20 protein-coding genes and 1 tRNA gene are annotated in these 18,820 nt (G+C 61.6%); 15 read left to right on the top strand and 6 right to left on the bottom strand.

The features are described from left to right. Together FIV05_RS08785 and FIV05_RS08780 are read left to right on the top strand one after the other, a co-directional pair. Positions 1 to 237: a hypothetical protein gene (locus FIV05_RS08785; RefSeq protein ID WP_152509288.1), complete on the top strand. Its 237-nt coding sequence runs from the start codon at positions 1 to 3 to the stop codon at positions 235 to 237. Continuing rightward, positions 234 to 1,241 carry a contractile injection system protein, VgrG/Pvc8 family gene (locus tag FIV05_RS08780; RefSeq protein ID WP_152509287.1) on the top strand — a complete coding sequence of 336 codons (1,008 nt, stop codon included), beginning with the start codon at positions 234 to 236 and terminating at the stop codon, positions 1,239 to 1,241. Before FIV05_RS08785 ends, FIV05_RS08780 begins: the two co-directional genes overlap by 4 nt. A gap of 16 nt (positions 1,242 to 1,257) precedes the next feature. On the opposite strand, the gene FIV05_RS08775 is transcribed toward FIV05_RS08780, so the two are convergent. Beyond that, positions 1,258 to 1,587 carry a hypothetical protein gene (locus tag FIV05_RS08775; RefSeq protein ID WP_152509286.1) on the bottom strand — a complete coding sequence of 110 codons (330 nt, stop codon included), beginning with the start codon at positions 1,585 to 1,587 and terminating at the stop codon, positions 1,258 to 1,260. 183 nt (positions 1,588 to 1,770) lie between these two features. Here FIV05_RS08775 and FIV05_RS32045 point away from each other — a divergent pair, with 183 nt between their 5' ends. Together FIV05_RS32045 and FIV05_RS08765 are read left to right on the top strand one after the other, a co-directional pair. Next, positions 1,771 to 1,971 carry a Com family DNA-binding transcriptional regulator gene (locus FIV05_RS32045; RefSeq protein ID WP_152509285.1) on the top strand — a complete coding sequence of 67 codons (201 nt, stop codon included), beginning with the start codon at positions 1,771 to 1,773 and terminating at the stop codon, positions 1,969 to 1,971. Next, positions 1,938 to 2,645, top strand: coding sequence for a site-specific DNA-methyltransferase (locus FIV05_RS08765; RefSeq protein ID WP_152507369.1), 708 nt, complete (start codon positions 1,938 to 1,940; stop codon positions 2,643 to 2,645). Before FIV05_RS32045 ends, FIV05_RS08765 begins: the two co-directional genes overlap by 34 nt. Before the next feature lie 465 nt (positions 2,646 to 3,110). On the opposite strand, the gene FIV05_RS08755 is transcribed toward FIV05_RS08765, so the two are convergent. The 5 genes from FIV05_RS08755 to hemC form a co-directional block, all read right to left on the bottom strand. Next, positions 3,111 to 3,186, bottom strand: a tRNA-Thr gene (locus FIV05_RS08755). Positions 3,187 to 3,386: 200 nt separating this feature from the next. Then, on the bottom strand, positions 3,387 to 5,429 hold the full coding sequence (locus FIV05_RS08750; RefSeq protein WP_152509283.1) for a heme biosynthesis HemY N-terminal domain-containing protein: 2,043 nt from the start codon (positions 5,427 to 5,429) through the stop codon (positions 3,387 to 3,389). 77 nt (positions 5,430 to 5,506) lie between these two features. Beyond that, complete coding sequence (locus tag FIV05_RS08745) at positions 5,507 to 7,471, bottom strand: hypothetical protein (protein WP_209009910.1); 1,965 nt, start codon at positions 7,469 to 7,471, stop codon at positions 5,507 to 5,509. A gap of 120 nt (positions 7,472 to 7,591) precedes the next feature. Then, positions 7,592 to 8,308: a uroporphyrinogen-III synthase gene (locus tag FIV05_RS08740; RefSeq protein ID WP_152509282.1), complete on the bottom strand. Its 717-nt coding sequence runs from the start codon at positions 8,306 to 8,308 to the stop codon at positions 7,592 to 7,594. A gap of 7 nt (positions 8,309 to 8,315) precedes the next feature. After that, positions 8,316 to 9,242, bottom strand: a complete 927-nt coding sequence (hemC, locus tag FIV05_RS08735; protein ID WP_152509281.1) for a hydroxymethylbilane synthase — start codon at positions 9,240 to 9,242, stop codon at positions 8,316 to 8,318. Positions 9,243 to 9,335: 93 nt separating this feature from the next. Between hemC and tsaD the strand changes: the two genes are divergently transcribed. From tsaD to leuB, 11 genes are all read left to right on the top strand, one after another. Further along, positions 9,336 to 10,442, top strand: a complete 1,107-nt coding sequence (tsaD, locus tag FIV05_RS08730) for a tRNA (adenosine(37)-N6)-threonylcarbamoyltransferase complex transferase subunit TsaD (protein ID WP_152509280.1) — start codon at positions 9,336 to 9,338, stop codon at positions 10,440 to 10,442. A gap of 103 nt (positions 10,443 to 10,545) precedes the next feature. Further along, positions 10,546 to 11,049, top strand: a complete 504-nt coding sequence (locus FIV05_RS08725) for an NUDIX domain-containing protein (protein ID WP_152509279.1) — start codon at positions 10,546 to 10,548, stop codon at positions 11,047 to 11,049. Positions 11,050 to 11,075: 26 nt separating this feature from the next. Then, positions 11,076 to 11,552 carry an NUDIX domain-containing protein gene (locus tag FIV05_RS08720; RefSeq protein WP_173013810.1) on the top strand — a complete coding sequence of 159 codons (477 nt, stop codon included), beginning with the start codon at positions 11,076 to 11,078 and terminating at the stop codon, positions 11,550 to 11,552. Next, positions 11,539 to 12,546: an NAD(P)H-dependent glycerol-3-phosphate dehydrogenase gene (locus FIV05_RS08715; protein ID WP_152509278.1), complete on the top strand. Its 1,008-nt coding sequence runs from the start codon at positions 11,539 to 11,541 to the stop codon at positions 12,544 to 12,546. The genes FIV05_RS08720 and FIV05_RS08715 overlap by 14 nt, the downstream gene beginning before the upstream one ends. Before the next feature lie 478 nt (positions 12,547 to 13,024). Further along, positions 13,025 to 13,315 (top strand): YciI-like protein, encoded by a 291-nt coding sequence (locus FIV05_RS08710; RefSeq protein WP_055659704.1) that lies wholly within the window; start codon positions 13,025 to 13,027, stop codon positions 13,313 to 13,315. Next, positions 13,316 to 13,741 carry an EVE domain-containing protein gene (locus FIV05_RS08705; RefSeq protein ID WP_023002897.1) on the top strand — a complete coding sequence of 142 codons (426 nt, stop codon included), beginning with the start codon at positions 13,316 to 13,318 and terminating at the stop codon, positions 13,739 to 13,741. Positions 13,742 to 13,768: 27 nt separating this feature from the next. Then, entirely contained in the window at positions 13,769 to 14,440 is a 672-nt protein-coding gene (locus FIV05_RS08700; protein ID WP_152509277.1) for a methyltransferase, read from the top strand. A gap of 143 nt (positions 14,441 to 14,583) precedes the next feature. Then, positions 14,584 to 15,756: a M20 aminoacylase family protein gene (locus tag FIV05_RS08695; protein ID WP_055659708.1), complete on the top strand. Its 1,173-nt coding sequence runs from the start codon at positions 14,584 to 14,586 to the stop codon at positions 15,754 to 15,756. A 136-nt stretch (positions 15,757 to 15,892) separates the two neighbouring features. Next, entirely contained in the window at positions 15,893 to 16,687 is a 795-nt protein-coding gene (locus FIV05_RS08690) for an ATP-binding protein (RefSeq protein ID WP_152509276.1), read from the top strand. Between the two features lies 1 nt (position 16,688). After that, positions 16,689 to 17,459 (top strand): sulfite exporter TauE/SafE family protein, encoded by a 771-nt coding sequence (locus FIV05_RS08685; protein ID WP_062486693.1) that lies wholly within the window; start codon positions 16,689 to 16,691, stop codon positions 17,457 to 17,459. Positions 17,460 to 17,639: 180 nt separating this feature from the next. Beyond that, complete coding sequence (gene leuB / locus FIV05_RS08680; RefSeq protein ID WP_152509275.1) at positions 17,640 to 18,752, top strand: 3-isopropylmalate dehydrogenase; 1,113 nt, start codon at positions 17,640 to 17,642, stop codon at positions 18,750 to 18,752. Positions 18,753 to 18,820: the final 68 nt, after the last annotated feature.

Genomic DNA, 18,820 nt, shown 5'->3' with positions numbered 1-18,820 from the left:
ATGGCGAAGATAGTCACCAGATACACGGTCACCGAAGATGCCGAGCGGATTGACCGTATTGCACGGGATCTCTACGGCAGCGAGCGCGGCGGCTCGGCCGAGGCGCTGATCAATGCCAATCGCCGCCTCTCCGGCACCATGAAAGACCCTTCCGGCGATGTGGCATTCGGCACGATCCTGAGTGTTCCCGAGGCACCTGAAGCGCCTGACGAAACACCGGTGAGGCCCTGGGAATGATCGGCAAGCCGTTTGTCATTGTCGCGGGCGCTAAGACGCCAAACCTTGTGCCCTTATGGGGTGGTTCCCTGTTGCGCGTCTCGATCACGGATCAGGCAGGATACGAGAGCGACGAAGCGGTCCTGACCTTTTCCGCGCCGCCGTACTCACCGCCTCCGAAAGGCACCAAATACACCATCAGCGCCGGCATGCTGCCGGGTGCGGCTGTGCAGTTCGGTACCTTCTCTGCAAGCCGGACGGCGTTCGGCGGAAGCCCGGAAGACGGTGACACGATGGAGGTCTATTGCAGGGCGGCCGACTTCATCGACAAGATGAAAGCAACCGGATCCAAGCACTATGACCAGGAGGGTGGTTTCGGCACGGCAGGCAAGATCTTCAAAGACCTTGCCAAGGAGGCGGGCGTCTCTGCGCTGGTGAGCTCGGCGATCGAGAACATCAAGATCCCGTACCGGCTTCGCTGGAACCAAAGCCCACTCGATTTTGCCACCGAGCTGGCCGATGAAATCGGCGCGATCGTCAAGCCCCAGGCGGGCAAGCTTCTTGTCCTGGAGCGCGGCAAGGCGCAATCCGGATCGGGCAAGGATCTACCGCCGATCCTGGTCAACCGGAAACAGTGTTACGGCTGGGATGTCGATATCGAGGAACGGCCGGCGCACGAGAAAGCGGAGACGACTTGGTACGACCCGAAGAAGGGACGCTTGAAGCAGGAAACCCAGAACATCGGAAAGAAAGGCGGCGCATATGCGCCCATGCATCTGACACCGACTGAGACTGAAGCCAAGAAGACGGCCGGTGCGGTGGCGTCTGCCTTAAGCCGATGGACTGGCTCCGGGTCTTTCGAGATGCGCGGCAACCCGTTTGCCGTTGCCGGCGCTCCGGTCACCCTGACCGGCTTCGGCTCCGCGATCGAGAGCATCAAATGGGTGTCGACCGTGGTCACTCATACGATTGATCCGGAGGGCGGCGGTTGGATCACGATGGTGGAAGTGGAGACAAAGGAGTGACCGGCACTGAGGTTGATCAGACCCCAAGAGCCCTTGCCACGTCGTTCGGCCCACAGCGTTTACACTCCATCTTGAGTGCAACAACTGCCGCTAGAGCCTCGGCCGTCAACTGGTCCAGCTTCTGTTTGTGGCTTTCTTCAACAGTCAGAACGGCGGCTTCATGGGCGAGTTCATCGCAGATCGCAATCGCCTTGTTGCCGGCCGCTCTGCATTCGGCGTCAGCGTTGATGAGCGCAAAGGTATTTTGGATGTGGCCTCGCGCATTGCGCTGCATGGACTGCGTGTTCATCATGTTGATGTTGCGGATGTTGGTTTCCAACATATCCAGATGCGGCAAATCGGTCATTATCGTCTTCCCCAAAGTTCAGTGCCTTAATCCACCCTGACGGACGGTCCGGACTTACGTCCGGACGGCGGGCCTCAAACGCCAATCTTCAGCCCGCCCGGCAGTCTACGACAACCGCCGCGCCCGGTGCATCGCGCGATGCTCGGGCTTTATGGATGAGTCGCCATAAGGTTGTCACTCACGATGAATGAAATCCGCTGCGGCTCTTGCCGCAAACTCTTGATGAAGTCGGCCGAGCGAGCGATCGTTGGCCCTGTAGAAGTCAAATGTCCCCGATGCGGGACGCTGAATAACCTGAGGCCCCTAGAGCCCTTCTCCGAACGCCCAGAGCGCCAAATCCCGGAGAAGACATGTCCTGGCAACTCTTCCAACAAGACGCCCTGACCTGGCTGCATGATCAGTCAGCCGAACAATATGACGCCCTCGTAACCGATCCGCCGTATAGCTCTGGCGGCTTGCATGCCGGCAGCCGCACGGCGGATAGCGCCAACAGCAAGTACGTGAATGACCCAAAGAAGTATCCGGAGTTCTCTGGCGAAAACCGCGACCAGCATTCCTACATGCTCTGGTCGACCCTTTGGCTCACTGAGGCCCACCGCGTCCTCAAGCCCGGCTCACCGTTCATTGTCTTCACCGATTGGCGACAGCTGTCGGTCATGATCGATGCAGTCCAGGCAGCCGGGTTCACCTACCGGGGGTGCGTCCCCTGGGACAAGACGGAAGCCTGCCGTCCGGCCAAGGGACGGTTCCGCCAGCAGGCCGAGTTCATCCTTTGGGGATCTAAGGGGGCATGGCACGACAAGGATGGTCCCACCTATCCGGGGATCATTCGCTGTGGCGTAATGGCGGCCGGACCCAAACTCCACACCACTGGCAAGCCGCTCCCGTTGATGGATGCTCTCGTCCAGGTCTGCCCGCCCGGTACTGTGCTCGATCCCTTCACAGGATCGGGCACAACAGGTGTTGCGGCGCTTCGTGCCGGCCGTCGCTTTGTCGGTTGCGAGCGGGAGGCGGCTTATTACGATATTGCGAGTGAGCGGCTTTCAAAGGCCGTATAAAGTCCCTTTAAATACTCCGTAACAACTAGGGTACGCGGATGCCAAATGTCGACTGGAAGCAAGCGCCGAGACAAGCACGTTGGTGGGCGATCGATGCTAACGGTCAAGCACATTGGTTCTGCGTACCCAATGTCGCAGCCTTCACCGACTTCTGGTTCTCCGAACCGATACCAGCGCCGGACTTCAACTATCAGGGAGATTGGCGGGACAGCCTTATCGAGCGTCCGAGTGAGAAGGATGGCTAGTGCCAAACGGCAATAGATTCCTCTTGGGAGCACGCGCCTCTGCCGGTGCTCTCTCAGCGCGCAATCTGGGTGCCATATGGTGTTGCGCGTTTCGCCAAGCGATTTTGCGCGCTACACATTTTCTGAAGTCTCGTGACAGCTTCCTCAATTCGGAGGAAAGCATCAGAGAAGGAATAGCCCTATGGGGCGCACCTGAAGAAAGAAAACTGGGCCTGGAAAGTGGTGCCGCTGAAGGGACTCGAACCCCCGACCCCATCATTACGAATGACGTGCTCTACCATCTGAGCTACAGCGGCGTTCTCCGGCAGATGCCGGGCATCGCGCGATTAGGCGCGGACACTCAGGTCAAGCCCGAGTGCGCCGCTAATTACCGGAGCTTGGCGTCAGATGCAAGAGCCTAAAACCGGTTCTTTCAGGAAGATCACATCTTCCCTTTTCCGGAAGCCAGGCAAACACATGCTCGTCAGCACATTCCGACTATCGCCGCAGCAGCGCTTCAGTTGAAAAAGCGCGGCCGTGGCGTCTTGGCGGTCTCTTCCTCGTCGTCCTCATCCGGGCCAGGATCGTCCGGCATCCGCGACAGGGGAAATTCGATTGGCCGGTTGAGATCCTCTTTGGAACTTCCGGATTTTGTTTCGCCTGTCTTGGCCTCCCCGGCTTTGGCTGCCGATGGCTTTGCATCCGCCGATTTCGAGGTTTCCTCAACCTTGGCCTCAGATGTTGCCTCTGGCTTGGAAGGCGTCCCGGAACCGTTCCGGGTGTCGGCCTTGCCGATCACACCAGCTTTCGCAGTCCCGGCATCTTTGCCTGTCACCACGGCGGGTTTGTCCTCGGCCCCGGCTTCGCCTTTTGCCGCAGTTTCCTTGGCTGCCGTCTTCTCAACGCTCGCAGCCTTGTCCGAAGGTGCCTTGGTAGCCTCGGCGTCGGGCAGGTCCTTCAGCGCAGGGCTGTATTTGACATCGTCCGTCGTCCCTTCGTAGCCCTGCTTTTCCAATGGTACAGAGGCAGCGGAAGGTTCCGCGGCGGCTGACTTGGCGCTGCCGGATTTGGCATCACCCGTCTCGGGTTCCACAGGCTTGGCAGTGGCAGGCTTGGTGACGGGTTCGGCTTCCAGCACCACGGCGCCGTCATCCGCATCTGCAACCGGCCGAACCGGCTCGCCTGGAGTGGCGGACGGCAGGGCCGGCGCCTCGAACAGGCTGTCCTCCAGCAGCGGACCATCCTCGTCCGACAGACTGCCCGGCGTTGCCCACTGGAACGCGTCGAGCTTGCCGGTGACCGGTGACACCGGCTGCCATTCGGCGGAAATGATGCCGTCGGCCATCCAGACCTTGTCGAGCGGCGCACTGACGGCGCGGGCCAGCCAGTCGCGTGTGCGGCCCCGGTCACCGTGTTCGGCTTCCTCCACTTCCGCCATCAGCAGAAACGCCTGACGGGTGGGTTCGGACTGCAGGACCTTTTTCAGCTGCTTGCGCGCTTCTTCGAACTCGCGCGCCTCCATGGCTGCGCGGGCGATGGCCAGCGCACCTTCGGGAGTGTTTGCCCGTTGTGCGGAAAGCGATTTCACCCGCTTCAAGCGGTCGACAGCCGAATCGCCGGTACGCACATGGGCATAGGTTTCAGCCAACTCCGGATGCGGGAACAATCGCCAGGTTGCCTCCAACACTTTGGAGGCCTTGCGAATGTCGCCCCGGCGCGTCGCCAGACGAGACGTCAGCACGGCCGCCGGTACAAGGTCGAGTGCCAGACCATGAGCTTCCTTGGCCAGCGAATAGGCCCGTTCCGGCTCGCCGTCCTCCAGCTTTGTCGCAAGCGCCGTCAGGATGACGGCGCGCTGACGCCGATAGGTTTTCTTGTCCAGCATCTTGGCGGCGTAGTTGCGCTCCAGGGTCTTGAGCGCTTCATCCCAATGGTGGGCAACCGCCTGATAGCCGAGAACAGCCTTGCCGGCCCATTCCAGACCCGGCGATGTCTTGGCGGCTTCCTCCGCGTAGTGACGTGCCGCCACCGGCTCCCTGTGCCGCTCGGCCTCGATGAAGAGGCCGTGCAGACCAAGCGCCTTGGTGGCCGGATCTTCCAGCATCGCCTCGAAACGCTGACGCGCTTCGCCGTCCTTGCCGGCAAGCTGGGCCGTTTGCGCAAGCAGCAGCTTTGCCGCGGGTTCATCATCCAGCAGCTTGTCGGCGTCCAGCGCGTAGCGGCGCGCCAGTTTGGCGTTGCCCGTGCCCAGAGCGATCAAGCCTTGTGACAGCGCATTGTAGCCCTTGTCTTTCCGGCGGCGCCGAAAGAAGCGGCTGGCAATCTGCGGTGATTTGAGGACGACGCGGATCACCCAGACAATCGCCAGGAAGATCGCCAGGAAAATAGCTGCGGCAAGGGCAACAATCGCAGGCGACTGCTCCCAGATGTCCGTCCCGACCTGCTGGCCGCCTTCATAAACCGGCCAGGAAATCTGGATCGTTCCCGGCAGGTCCGCCATCCAGGCAAAGCCCATGGCAACGGCAAACAACAGCGCGAAAAAGAACAGAACGCGGATCATTCAGTTCGCTCCCTGCGACGGCCGGCTCCTGCCGGCACATAGTTCCATTGACGGGCGGGCGAGTGGCCGGCCTGCATTCAGCTATCCTTCGCAGCAAGCGCGTTGAGCACTTCCTGCGAGGCCTTGTCCGTCAGGTCATCAACCTCGACGCGGGCTTCGGCGCGCGTTGCCCAGTCGGCAGCAGCTGCCTGTCCCTGTTCCGGCAGATCCTTGTAGGCGGCAAGTGCCGACTTGAGGTCTCCCTTCCGGACGGCGTTTTCCATGCGCTGCAGGGCAGCGGCCGGCCCGTCGCCTTCACCCGAGCCCGAACGGCGAACGGTGAACAGCGACTGTGCACTGGTCATCAGGCTGTCGAGTACATCACCCGAACGGTCCGGTTCGGAAAACGTCTGGTAGACAGAGCGCGCAACCGGCGGGAACTGGGCGATCAGCACGGGCACCGGTTCGACACCGGTCTTGGCGTTGGCCTCCAGTGCAGACAGGTCGAGCCCGCCCGGCAGTCCCGCCTTGACGGCGGCCAGCTCGGTTTCATAAGGGCGGCCGGAATCGACGGCCGACTTCAGCGCGGAAACGGACAGTGCCCTGGCAGCAACTTCACGCGCCGTCGCATCGCCCATCGTTGCCTCAACCGCGGCAAGGCGCGTTGAAAGCGCGTCCAGTTCAGAGCGCAAACCTTCCAGCGCCGCCGTGTTGGCCGCGCCGACAGACTTGATGTCGGCAGCCAGCGAAGACAGGGTTTCGGTTGCCCGTGCCTGGCTGTCGGCAAGGGTCTTCAGGGAAACGTCCGACGTCGATACGGCTGTCTGCGCTGCCTTCGCGGTCGCTTCGGTATTGGAAAGGCGGGTTTCCACCTCGGAAAGGGTCGTCTTCAGGTCCGAAAGCTGACCTTCGAGCCCGGTTACGGAACCCGAAAGCTTGTCGGCTTCGGAGGATGTCGAGGTGGTGTCGGTTTCCAGCTTGGCCAGGCGGCTTTCAAGCGGTGCCAGATCCACCTGGCTATCGCCCTTCACTTCCTCTTCCAGCGCGGCCAGACGGCTTTCAAGCGGCTGGAGATCGGCTGGAGTTCCTTCGCCGGTGCCGGCCCCTGCCGAAGCGACGGTGCTGCGCAGTCCTTCGACATCCTGCTTCAGGGCATCGATCGCGGCGCTCAGATCGGACGACGACGCATCCTGCAGTTTGGCTTCAAGCGCGGTGACCTTGCTTTCCAGAGCAGAAACAGCACCGGAGCTGCCCTGGCTGGAGACCGAAGACGTCACGTCGCCGAGTTTTTTCTCCAGATCGGAGATCTTGCGTTCGGCGGCACTGAGCGCGCTGGTGAGCTGCTGGTTCGGCTCGGGCGACAGTTTGACGAGCCCGGCCTGATAAAGGCCGAAGCCGCCGCCAAGCACCAGGATACCGCCGATAACGGCCGCAATCAGAACGCCGAATGCCCCGACACCGCCGCGGTCTTCAGCGGCCGGCGGATTGGAAAAGCTGGTTGTTCCCCCTGGACGGGAGCTGCTGCTTGTCGAGGAGGTTCCAGGCTGGCTGGTGGCAGACGTCGATGAGCTTGCCGGAGACGCCGGCTTGCCGGTCGCCGTTGACGACCCGGTCGTGCCGGCTCCGGATGGCTTTCCGGCAGTGGAAGACCCGGCAGTGGTAGAAGACGACGAAGAATAGCCTGATCCGGTTGAGGACGATGTCGAAGCAGACGAAGAGGGCGACGATGTGCTGCCCGAACTGCCCGTGCTGCCGGAAGACGTTGTATTTCCGGCTGACGTTGAGCTGCCGGACGCAGTCGTGCTGCCGATGCCGCCTGTCTTGGTTGCACCCGCAGTCGTGCCGCCAGACCCCGTCGTGGCGCTCGCGGTTGAGCTCGCACCAGAGGTTGGCTTCGTGTCTGTCGGCTTGGCACCGACCTTCTCTGCGGTCAGATCGATCGTTACCGGCCGCTTGCTGCTGCCGGAGGAAGACGCGGTGCTGCTACCCGGCTTGTCCTTGCCGCCGGTGCCGCTGCCGCCCGATGAAGATGTCCCGCCCGGGGATTTCTTGTCCGTCGTCATCTCATCTCCTCCTGAACCCTGCCGGTCCCAAGACCTTCACTATACACACCTCTTTGCGAAGCGGTACCGCCGCAGCAAAGACTTTTGCGCGCTGCAAAAGAACGACTCCCCCGGATCTGGTTAACACTGTGTTAAAGCCAGATCCATCAAGGCGCTTTCGTTCGGCGCAGCTGCAATACGCACCTGGCTTACCTCAAATAGGGGCTCGGCCGACTGCCGCGAAAGGGCATAGACAGGCAACCCGGAAAAAATATGGTCGAGACCGTGCCTGCGAACCAGCGCCAGAAAAGCTTCGGCCGTGCGTTTGGAATAAATGAAGACACCATCAAAGGCATTCTGGCGAAGGCCGTCAACCACGGCAGAAGGCAGCCTTTCCGCCGGTTCCATGCGGTAAAGCACGACGGTGCGACAGGAAATGCCCCCTGCGGCGAGAAGTCCCTCCAGATCCCCCGCCCGATCCTCGGCAGCAGGATAAAGGACGGCCCCTGAGGACAATCCGCTCCGATTATCGAGAATCAGCTGGGCCAGCGCTGCAATATCCCCGCTGGCCGAAAGTATGTTTGAAAAGCCCGCTTCCCGGCAGGCGAGCGCGGTTACGTCGCCCACCGTGAATACCGGCAAGCTCCGCAAGGCATCGATCCGGCCCTGTGCCGACAGGACGGCAACCGACCGCCGGCTTGAAAACGCCAGCGCCGACACGCCCTCCAGTCCGATTTTTGCCGACCGCACTTCAACGGTTTTCAGAACAGGAGCTTCATCGGCAACATGCCCCAACGCCCGCAGTTTTTCAGCGGTCCGCCGGCAATCCGGCTGGGGGCGTGTCACCAGAAAGCGCATGACCGGGTCAGGCTCCTGCCAGAAAGTCCGGTCCCATCCGGGTTTTCAGATCTTCACCGACAGACCGGCCAATCCGCACGGCCTCGGCCGCAGGCCCGCTGCCCGATGCTTCATGCGCGGCCGATCCGTCCGGCTTCAGCACAATCCCTCGGAAGTGCATCGCATCGCCTTCGAGCGTTGCCAGGCCGCCGATGGGCGTGCGGCAAGACCCGTCCAGAACAGCAAGGAAGGCGCGCTCCGCATCAAGGCGGATCTGCGTTGCCGCGTCGTGAATTGCCGCCAGCATTTCAAGGGTAGCCATGTCGTCCGACCGGCTTTCGATGCAAATCGCACCTTGACCGACAGCCGGCAAAAACTGGTCGGTTTCCAGAAGGCTGGTGATTTCCGCTTCCAGGCCCAACCGGCGCAGACCGGCCGCCGCCAGAAGTGTTGCGTCCACCTCGCCCTCCGCCAGCTTGCGCAGGCGTGTCTGCAGGTTTCCGCGGTACATTACCACTTCGATATCCGGTCGCAGCCGCTTGATCATCGCCTGCCGGCGCAGCGAGCTGGACCCGACGACGGCGCCCTGCGGCAGATCGGTCAGGGTCTTTGCCTTGGGCGAAAGGAACGCATCGCGCACATCTTCCCGCGGCAGGAAGGCCGTCAAAGCCAGACCATCCGGCAGGACCGTCGGCATGTCCTTGGACGAATGAACGGCAAGATCGATCCGCCCGTCCAGAAGCGCTTCCTCGATTTCCTTCGTGAACAGCCCCTTGCCACCGACTTCCGACAGCGGCCTGTCCTGGATTCTGTCGCCGGAGGTCTTGATGACCACGATCTCGAACGCGTCTTCGGCCAGACCATGGGCCGCCATCAGCCGGTCCCGGGTTTCGTGGGCCTGTGCCAGCGCCAGCGCGCTGCCCCTTGTTCCGATACGCAAAGGATTTGATTGCAAGGTTTACCGTCCAGATGCTACGCCCGGCAGAAATGACGGGCACCGATTTATGTCTTTTCGGATGTCCTAACACAGGCCACCGCACTTAGACCAATGACCTCAGTCAAAACAGATGACAATGCGACCAATCTGACGGTCCTGGGCATTGAAACCAGCTGCGACGAAACCGCAGCAGCGGTGGTGTGCGGCCCTGCGCACAAGCAGATCCTCTCCAATACGATCCGTTCGCAGATCGACGAGCATACAGAATTCGGGGGCGTGGTGCCGGAAATTGCCGCCCGTGCCCACATCGAGATCCTCGACCGGATCGTTGCCGAAGCCATGAACGAGGCCGGTTGCGGCTGGGACGATATCGACGCGATTGCCGCAACTGCCGGTCCCGGCCTCATCGGTGGTGTCATCGTCGGCTTCATGACTGCCAAGGCCATCGCCATGGCCGCGGGCAAGCCGATCGTCGGCGTCAATCACCTGGAAGGCCACGCCCTGACCGCGCGCCTGACCGACGATCTCGAGTTCCCGTTCCTCTTGCTGCTCGTCTCCGGCGGCCACAGCCAGTTCCTGCTGGTGCGCGGCGTCGGGGACTATGAACGTCTCGGCACGACCATCGACGATGCCATTGGCGAAGCTTTCGACAAAACAGCCAAACTGCTGGGCCTGCCCTATCCCGGCGGCCCGCATGTGGAAAAAATGGCTGCCAAGGGCGACGTCACCCGCTTCCGCCTGCCGCGTCCGCTTCTGGATCGCCCGGGCCTCGACATGTCCTTCGCCGGACTGAAGACGGCACTTCGCACCCAGGCGAAAAAGCTTGAACCTGTCGATGAACAGACGATTGCCGACCTCTGCGCGGCGTTTCAGCGATCTGTGTCCGACGTTTTGGCAGCCCGCACCCGCTCCGCACTCGATCTCTTCCGGACACGTCACCCGGGTGTCAAACCGGCAATCGTTGTGGCTGGCGGTGTCGCGGCGAACCAGGAAATCCGCAACAGTCTTCTGGCTGCGGCAGAAGAGGCAGATGCCCGTTTCATCGCGCCGCCCATGCGCCTATGCACCGACAATGCAGCAATGATCGCCTGGGCCGGTATCGAGCGGCTTCGACTTGGCCCCGTGGACGACATGAGCCTGTCGCCCAGGCCTCGCTGGCCGCTGGATTCGGCCAATGCCGGTGTGCTCGGCGCGGGCAAAAAGGGCGCCAAGGTCTAGGGTGTGGACCTGTAAATCATCGCTCAATTTCCCACCGACCCTTTTGCGCGACCAAAGACCCTGTTAGGAAACTTCAGCCTTCCAACAAGGACTGTTCTGAGAAATGCGCGTCTACCACAAGGCCTATGTCTACCTGACCTGCGGCACGGACCTTCTGGTCTTCGACGAACCGGACACGCCTCACCTGGGCCTGCAGGTTCCGGGCGGCACCATTGATCCGGGCGAAAGCTTTCTGCATGGCGCCATGCGGGAATTTGCCGAGGAAACAGGCCTCGAACTGGACGTGGCCTTTGATCATTTTTCCAGTCAGGATATCCCGTTCGAAACGATCCCTCCCGTCGGCCAGTACCGGCCCGCACCAAACCGCCCGCTGCTTGGCCGCCACATCCGCCGCAACTACCATGTCCGCCTCGGTGCCCGGCCGGAGAGCGAGTGGGAACATTACGAAATGCATCCCAGCAGCGGCGGCGAACCGATTCGCTATCGTTTCTTCTGGGTTGACCTCTTTGGCGAACGGGCAAGCGACGAGGAAAACTTCTTCGCAGCCTTCGGCGCGCCCCTCGATGCCCTGCGCAAACGTGTGACATGCCTCGCCAACGCGGCATAAACAACAGTTCTTTCAAGGACCTGCCCGTGCTGATCTACCAAAAGGCCTATGTCTACCTGACCTGTGGAACAGAGCTTCTCGTGTTTGTGGAACCCGATTTCCCGAACGCCGGCATCCAGGTTCCCGGAGGCACGGTCGACCCCGGCGAAAGCTATCTGCAGGCTGCCAGGAGAGAATTTGCCGAGGAGACCGGACTTTCGTTGGATATCGCGCTCGAATCGTTCGCCGACCAGGACCATATCTTCAAAGATGTTCCCCGTTGTCTCGACGGCTTGCATCGCCGGCGGCATTTTCACGGCCGAATTCGTGAAAAGCCCGCGACAGAATGGGAACATTTCGAAATGTCACCGAACGCAGGCGGACCTCCGATAAGGTTCCGTCTGTTCTGGATTGACCTGTTCACCATGGATGCGCCGACCGAGGCCCGCTTTTTTGAAGGGTTTGGAGCGCAACTTGAAACATTACGGACGCGCGTGGAAAGGCAGAGCAATGGGCGCCATTAGTTCTATCGGCGTCGTTGGCGGCGGCGCCTGGGGCACGGCCCTGGCCCTGACCGCGGCCCGTGCCGGTCGGGAAGTGCGCCTTTGGGCGCGTGATCCCGGCACGGTCTCCGATATCAGGTCCCGTCGGCAGAACCCGCGGTATCTGCCGGGAATCACCTTTGACGAGGAACTGGAAGCGACATCTTCGCTGGAAGAGGTTGCCGACGCCGATGCCATCTTGCTGGTGACACCCGCCCAGACAACCCGTGCGATGCTGGCGGCCCTCAAACAGACGGGCAAGGTACGCGGCCCCGTCGTGCTGTGCGCCAAGGGCATCGAACAATCCTCCGGCAAGCTCTTGTCCAAGGTCATGAGCGAGGAACTGCCCGGCGTCGAACCCGGCGTCCTGTCCGGCCCGAGCTTTGCCGACGACGTCGCCAAGGGCCTGCCGACTGCCGTCACCGTTGCCGCCAATTCGGCCAAGACCGCGCTCAGCCTGTGCGAAGCGATGCAATCGCCCTGTTTCCGGCCCTATGCCTCGATCGACATTCTCGGTGCCCAGATCGGCGGCGCCCTCAAGAACGTGCTCGCGATCGCCTGCGGGGCCGTGGTCGGCCGCAAGCTCGGCGCCAGTGCCCAGGCGGCGCTGACCGCCCGCGGTTTTGCCGAACTGTCACGCCTCGGCACTGCCATGGGCGCACAGGGTGAAACCCTGACAGGCCTTTCCGGTCTGGGGGATCTTGTGCTCACCTGTTCGTCCAGCCAGTCGCGCAACTTTTCCTTCGGGCTGCGGCTCGGCGAAGGCTTCATGGCTTCCGAGCTGATTTCGGCAGGCGGCAAGCTCGCGGAAGGCGCCTATTCCGCCCGCGTCGCCGTAAAGCTGGCCCGAAAATACGATGTCGAAGTCCCGATCTGCGAGACCGTCGCCAGGATGATCGACGAGGATCTGACCATCGACGACGCCCTCAACACCCTGATGGCACGCCCGCTGAAATCGGAAACGGCAGGGCTTTAAGCCTCTCGTAAGGAAACCGGCCTTTGGCATCGACACAGGCCGGCACCTGATTCTCTTTCCGCTTGTGATAGGGGATTGGCATATGAGCGATATCCTCATCCCCTCGGCGTCACCCCGGACAAGCGAAGCGCAGATCCGGGGCCCACTCGCCGCGCCGCTTGCCGAAGCAGACAAGGTGCCCTGAAGACGCAAAACCCATTCCAGCTCTCTGGAAACGAGTAGCCCCCGGGTCTCGCGTTGCTCGCCCGGGGTGACACTTGTGCTTGCTGCCTGTCTTTAGTCCAAAGTCAGTTGCCCTGCCACGAAGGGGAGAACAGCTCCCCCGCTCCCTCATCCTGAGGAGCCGGGCAACGCCAGGCGTCTCGAAGGATGGGCCGCTCGCACAGGGTGTGATGCACCTCTCAGACTTTCCCCCATTGAGTTTCCCCCGCCCCGGCCCTAGGTTCGACGCAGATTCGACCAACCCGGGGAATTCTTCATGCTCTATGCCCTGATCTGCACCGACAAGCCCGGTGCCCTGCAGACGCGCCTCGACAACCGCGCCGCCCATCTCGACTTCCTGAAAGGCCTCGGGGACAGCCTCAAGGCAGCTGGCCCGTTTCTTGACGACGACGGCAACATGACCGGCTCGCTGGTGGTGATCGAAGCCTCCAACCGCGACGAGATCCTGGCGATCTCCCAGGAAGATCCCTACGCCCGTGCCGGTTTGTTCGAAAGCGTCGAGATCCGCCCCTGGAACTGGGCAATCAAGAACCCGGAGGCAAACTGAGTGCAGTATTGGCTGATCAAGTCCGAGCCCGACAAATGGTCCTGGGAACAGCAGAAGGCCCGTGGCGACAAGGGTGAGCAGTGGGACGGTATCCGGAACTACCAGGCACGCAACAACATGCGGGCCATGGAAATCGGCGACAAGGCGTTCTTCTACCATTCCAACATCGGCAAGGAAGTCGTCGGCATCGTTGAGGTCTGCAGCGACATCCATCCGGACACCACCATCGATGACCCCCGCTGGGAATGCGTGGACTTCAAGGCTGTCCGTGACATGCCCAAGCCGGTGACCCTGGCCGACGTCAAGGCCGAACCGCGCCTTGCCAAGATGTCGCTGGTCACCTCCATGCGTCTGTCGGTTCAGCCGGTCACGGAAGAGGAATGGAAAATCGTCTGTGAAATGGGCGGTCTGAAAGAGCCTGCGTAACTTCCTCTCCTGAGAGATCCGCCCCGAATGGCCCTTATCAAGGATCCGGCAGCCTTCATCCGGAAGGAGACCAAGGTCAAACCTGTGCCGCATGCAGAGGAAATCCTTCTGCATGTGGCCGATGAGGCCATGGATCTGTGGCAAAAGACCGAAGACGAACTGGGCGAGCTAGGCCTGCCGCCGCCATTCTGGGCCTTTGCCTGGGCAGGTGGCCAGGGACTTGCCCGCTACGTGCTCGACACGCCGGAACTGGTCGCGGGAAAACGCGTTGTCGACTTTGCCTGCGGCTCCGGTCTGGTCGGCATAGCCGCCATGAAGGCAGGCGCAGCGTCCTGCCACGCGGTCGACATCGACCCCTACGCCCTGACCGCAACACGCCTCAATGCCGCGCTCAACGAGGTGGAGATCACCACCGAGACCGCGGACATCACCACCGGAGAACCGCCGCAAGCGGACCTCGTCTTCTGTGGTGACGTTTTCTACGACAAGCCCATGGCCGACAAGGTGCTGGCATTTCTCGACAGGTTGCTGACGAACAACATCGAGGTCTATGTCGGCGACCCTGGCCGGTCCTATCTGCCCTCGTCACGCTTGGTTGAACTGGCGGCCTACAGCGTTCCGGTGGTCGGTGCGCTGGAAGACAACGAGATCAAACGCACCCGTGTTTTCCGGTTGCAGGAAAAATCATCCGGAGAATGACCTGGTGGCGGATCAGTCTTGCGGACCATCGCCTTGCACATAACTTTTTCCGCAATCCCACTTCCTCTTTTTGCAGCTTGCGATAGGTTAGCCGTTCAAGCTTAAAGCGCTTTCCTGTTCCGATGTGTTTCTAGGAGTCCTTCATGCCCATCGTTAATCGCCTCGCGGATCTGGCCGACGAGATCACCGCCTGGCGCCGCGACATTCACGAAAATCCCGAAATTCTCTACGAAACGGTGCGGACTGCCGAAAAGGTGTCCGAGCTGCTGCAGAGCTTCGGTGTCGATGAAATCGCAACGGGTGTCGGCAAGACGGGCGTCGTTGGCGTGATCAAGGGCCGCAACGGCGGTGCCGGCAAGACCATCGGCCTGCGCGCCGACATGGACGCGCTGCCAATCGAGGAAATCACTGGCAAGGACTATGCCTCCAAGATCCCGGGCAAGATGCATGCCTGCGGCCATGACGGCCACACCGCCATGTTGCTGGGCGCTGCAAAATATCTCGCCGAGACCCGCAACTTCGACGGCACCGTCGTCGTCATCTTCCAGCCGGCCGAAGAAGGTGGCGCAGGCGCGAAGGCGATGATCGACGATGGTCTTCTGACCCGCTGGCCGATCGAGGAAGTCTACGGCATGCACAACTTCCCGGGCATGCCGGTGGGCGAATTCGCCATCCGCAAGGGCCCGATCATGGCCGCGACCGACGAATTCCGCATCACCATCACCGGCCGGGGCGGCCATGCCGCCAAGCCGCATGAGACCATCGACCCGATCGTAATCGGCTCGCAACTGGTGTCCGCGCTGCAAACCATCGCCAGCCGCAATGCCAATCCGCTCGATTCGGTTGTTGTGTCGGTGACCGTTTTCCAGGGCGGCAACGCCTTCAACGTCATTCCGCAGGAAGTGCTGCTGCGCGGAACCGTGCGCACGCTGAGCCCGGAAATGCGGGATCTCGCCCAGGCACGGATGGAATCCATCGTCAGCTCTGTTGGCGATGCGTTCGGCGCAAAGGCAGTTCTGCAGTTCACGCGCGGGTATCCGGTCACGGCGAACCACGACGAGCAGACGGATTTCGCGGCGGCCGTCGCCGAAGGCATTGCCGGGGTCGGCAAGGTCAATCGCGAGATCGAGCCGATGATGGGCGGGGAGGATTTCTCCTACATGCTGGAAGAACGCCCGGGCGCGTTCATTTTCGCCGGCAACGGCGACAGCGCGGGCCTGCACCATCCGGCCTATGACTTCAACGACGACCTGATCCCTGTCGGCTGTTCCTACTGGGTGAAACTGGTCGAAACGGCCCTGCCCGCAGCGGCCTGACCGCCTGTGAAATCCTTCATCGTCATCCCGGTTCGCACGATGCCGACCCGGGACGACGGGCCGGGATGACGGCGGGAAGGTTTTGGATTAAGAGTGACGCCGGTTCCGACCGGCGTTTTCATTTGGATTTTCGAATATGGCTCTTTCCCCGTTCAAGCTTCCCTTCCTGGCAGCCTATGTCGTGGTCGGGGCCATTGTCGGTGTGCTGGTGATCCACCCGCTGAACCTTGTGGTGGTCTGGTGGGAACTGGCACGTTTTTCGGAAACGGCTCCGAACCTCCTTGAATTTCTGACGGCGCGCCTGTGGCTTGTGCTGCTTCCCCGGCATCTGGATGTTGCGATTGCCTATACGGGTCTCGGCGCAGTTGTCGGCCTCGCCTTCGGCATCTTCACCCGCAACTACATGCGAACGTCCGAAGCCTACCGGTCTCTGCGCGAAGAGCAAACCGCGCTCATTCCCGATCTTCTGAAACAGGGCGAGAACCGGCGCGTGGAGTTCAAGTCGTCGCTGCGCTGGGACCTGAAGGAAAACCGGACCAACCGGTCCCTGGAAAAGGTCATCGCCAAGACCCTTGCCGGCTTCTTCAATGCCGATGGCGGGCACCTTCTGATCGGTGTTGATGACAACGGCACACCGCTTGGTCTCGACAAGGACCTGGCAACGCTGAAAAGCCCGGACCTCGATTCGTTCGAGCGCACCGTCAACGACATCGTTTCCAAGACACTCGGCGGAGATCTCTGTCCTTACATCCACACGGTCTTTTCCAGGGTGGACGGCAAGGACGTCGCCATGGTCATCGTCAGCCCGGCACCCCGCGCCGTCTATCTGGAAGAAAACAAGGCCTCGGTCTTCTATCTGCGCAGCGGCAATTCCACCCGCGCACTGGATGTCCGCGAAGCGGTCAACTACGCCAACAAGAGATGGTCGTGACATGTCGGACATCGCCGGCTTCTTCTTTCCCGATCAGCTGCACCTTGCTGCATCGCTGACACTGATCGTCACGAGTTTCTTCACCTCGGCCCTGACAGCGGCCGTCGGCCTTGGCGGCGGGGTCGCGCTGATCGCGATCATGGCAACCGTCATGCCGGCCAGTGCCCTGGTGCCGGTCCACGGTGTCGTTCAGCTCGGATCGAACGCCGGACGCGCACTGGTGCAACTGAAACATGTCGACTGGCTGATTGCGCTCTGGTTCGCAGTCGGGGCGGCAATTGGCGCGGCCGTCGGCGGTGCCATCGCGGTGGAATTGCCACCGGCGGTTCTAAAGGCGGGCATCGGCCTGTTCGTGCTTTGGGTCGTCTGGGGCAAGGCGCCTCACTTCGGCAAGGCACCGAAACGGGTCATGGCGGCGGCGGGTTTTGCCTCCACGTTCCTGTCCATGTTCTTCGGTGCGGCCGGCCCCATCGGCGGTGCCGTCTTGTCGACCCTCGGCCTGCCGCGCCACGGGTTCGTCGCCAACCAGGCAATCACCGCGCTGATCATGCACATCTTCAAGATCATTGCGTTCGGCGCGCTCGGCTTCGCCTTTGCGCCCTGGCTGGGACTGATTGTCCTGATGATCGCCAGCGGCTTTCTCGGCACACTCGCCGGCAGCCGCCTGCTCGGCCGAATGGACGAGAAGAGCTTCAAGACCGGCTTCAGATGGGTAATGACCGCGCTGGCGCTGAACCTCCTGTTCCAGGCAGTGCGGGGCTGGCTCGGCTGATCCTTGCCGGAGCCGTCCTGAAACCCGCTTCAATCCCGCAGCTCTCCGGGCCTTTCTGCCGTTCTTGACCTTTCCCCACGGCTTGCTTGAGTTCTTCGCAACTGGCTTCATCTTGAAAGACAACGGCCGACGCGCTAACCCATCGCCATCAGATTTCTCAAAATGCGGGATGGAACACCCATGGCTTCACAAAACCTTCTGCTTCTGCCGGGTGACGGCATTGGCCCGGAAATCATGCAGGAAGTGAAAAAGGTCATTGCCTGGTTCAATGAAAAGGGCGGCATGTCCTTTGAAACCGACGAAGGCCTGGTGGGTGGTTCCGCCTATGACGCGCATGGTCTGTCGATCTCCGAAGAAGACATGGCCAAGGCCATGGCTGCCGACGCGGTCATCTTCGGTGCCGTCGGCGGGCCCAAGTGGGACGACGTTCCTTACGAAGTTCGCCCGGAAGCCGGGCTTTTGCGCCTGCGCAAGGACATGCAGCTGTTCGCCAACCTGCGCCCGGCCATCTGCTACCCGGCGCTTGCCGATGCATCCTCGCTGAAGAAGGACGTGATCGAAGGTCTCGACATCCTGATCGTGCGCGAGCTGACCGGCGGCGTCTACTTCGGCGAACCGAAAGAAATCATCGACCTCGGCAACGGCCAGAAACGCGGTATCGACACGCAGGTCTACGACACTTACGAGATCGAGCGCATTTCCGGTGTCGCCTTTGAGCTGGCGCGCACGCGCGGCAACAAGGTCACGTCCATGGAAAAGCGGAACGTGATGAAGTCCGGCGTACTGTGGAACGAAGTCGTTACCCAGACGCACAAGAACGGCTACGAGGATGTTCAGCTGGAGCACATGCTGGCTGACGCCGGCGGCATGCAGCTTGTCCGCTGGCCCAAGCAGTTCGACGTCATTGTGACGGACAACCTCTTTGGCGACATGCTGTCCGACGTTGCCGCCATGCTGACCGGTTCGCTCGGCATGCTCCCGTCCGCATCCCTCGGCGCACCGGATGGTGTTACCGGCAAGCGCAAGGCGCTTTACGAGCCCGTCCACGGCTCGGCTCCGGACATTGCCGGCACGGGCGCTGCCAACCCGATCGCCATGATTGCCAGCTTCGGCATGGCGCTGCGTTACTCCTTCGAGGAAGTTGCAGCCGCCGACAAACTGGACAAGGCCATCGCCAACGCTCTCGACAAGGGCCTGCGGACGAAAGATATCGCAGCGCCTGGCCAGGCCACCGTTTCCACCGTGGAAATGGGCGACGCCATCATTGCCGAACTGGACGCCTTGAGCGCCTGACAGGCAATCGCCATTTGCAAGCAGAGCCGTCACCGGTTATCCCGGTGGCGGCTTTCCCTTTTCAAGAC

Origin of the sequence: Labrenzia sp. THAF191a (assembly GCF_009363335.1) — a bacterium.
Classification (GTDB): domain Bacteria; phylum Pseudomonadota; class Alphaproteobacteria; order Rhizobiales; family Stappiaceae; genus Roseibium; species Roseibium algicola.
The sequence above is the reverse complement of the archived record's forward strand: the minus strand, read 5'-3'. Positions and strand labels throughout refer to the sequence as shown.

Excerpts from the sequence above, each read along its gene's own strand:
- FIV05_RS08725 (WP_152509279.1), top strand. The coding sequence starts at position 10,546 with ATGCGCGTCTACCACAAGGCCTATGTCTACCTGACCTGCGGCACGGAC.
- FIV05_RS08780 (WP_152509287.1), top strand. The coding sequence starts at position 234 with ATGATCGGCAAGCCGTTTGTCATTGTCGCGGGCGCTAAGACGCCAAAC.
- FIV05_RS08710 (WP_055659704.1), top strand. The coding sequence starts at position 13,025 with ATGCTCTATGCCCTGATCTGCACCGACAAGCCCGGTGCCCTGCAGACG.
- FIV05_RS32045 (WP_152509285.1), top strand. The coding sequence starts at position 1,771 with ATGAATGAAATCCGCTGCGGCTCTTGCCGCAAACTCTTGATGAAGTCG.
- FIV05_RS08700 (WP_152509277.1), top strand. The coding sequence starts at position 13,769 with ATGGCCCTTATCAAGGATCCGGCAGCCTTCATCCGGAAGGAGACCAAG.
- FIV05_RS08690 (WP_152509276.1), top strand. The coding sequence starts at position 15,893 with ATGGCTCTTTCCCCGTTCAAGCTTCCCTTCCTGGCAGCCTATGTCGTG.
- tsaD (WP_152509280.1), top strand. The coding sequence starts at position 9,336 with ATGACCTCAGTCAAAACAGATGACAATGCGACCAATCTGACGGTCCTG.
- FIV05_RS08740 (WP_152509282.1), bottom strand. The coding sequence starts at position 8,308 with ATGCGCTTTCTGGTGACACGCCCCCAGCCGGATTGCCGGCGGACCGCT.
- FIV05_RS08765 (WP_152507369.1), top strand. The coding sequence starts at position 1,938 with ATGTCCTGGCAACTCTTCCAACAAGACGCCCTGACCTGGCTGCATGAT.
- FIV05_RS08775 (WP_152509286.1), bottom strand. The coding sequence starts at position 1,587 with ATGACCGATTTGCCGCATCTGGATATGTTGGAAACCAACATCCGCAAC.
- FIV05_RS08715 (WP_152509278.1), top strand. The coding sequence starts at position 11,539 with ATGGGCGCCATTAGTTCTATCGGCGTCGTTGGCGGCGGCGCCTGGGGC.
- FIV05_RS08785 (WP_152509288.1), top strand. The coding sequence starts at position 1 with ATGGCGAAGATAGTCACCAGATACACGGTCACCGAAGATGCCGAGCGG.
- FIV05_RS08750 (WP_152509283.1), bottom strand. The coding sequence starts at position 5,429 with ATGATCCGCGTTCTGTTCTTTTTCGCGCTGTTGTTTGCCGTTGCCATG.
- leuB (WP_152509275.1), top strand. The coding sequence starts at position 17,640 with ATGGCTTCACAAAACCTTCTGCTTCTGCCGGGTGACGGCATTGGCCCG.
- FIV05_RS08685 (WP_062486693.1), top strand. The coding sequence starts at position 16,689 with ATGTCGGACATCGCCGGCTTCTTCTTTCCCGATCAGCTGCACCTTGCT.
- FIV05_RS08745 (WP_209009910.1), bottom strand. The coding sequence starts at position 7,471 with ATGACGACGGACAAGAAATCCCCGGGCGGGACATCTTCATCGGGCGGC.
- FIV05_RS08695 (WP_055659708.1), top strand. The coding sequence starts at position 14,584 with ATGCCCATCGTTAATCGCCTCGCGGATCTGGCCGACGAGATCACCGCC.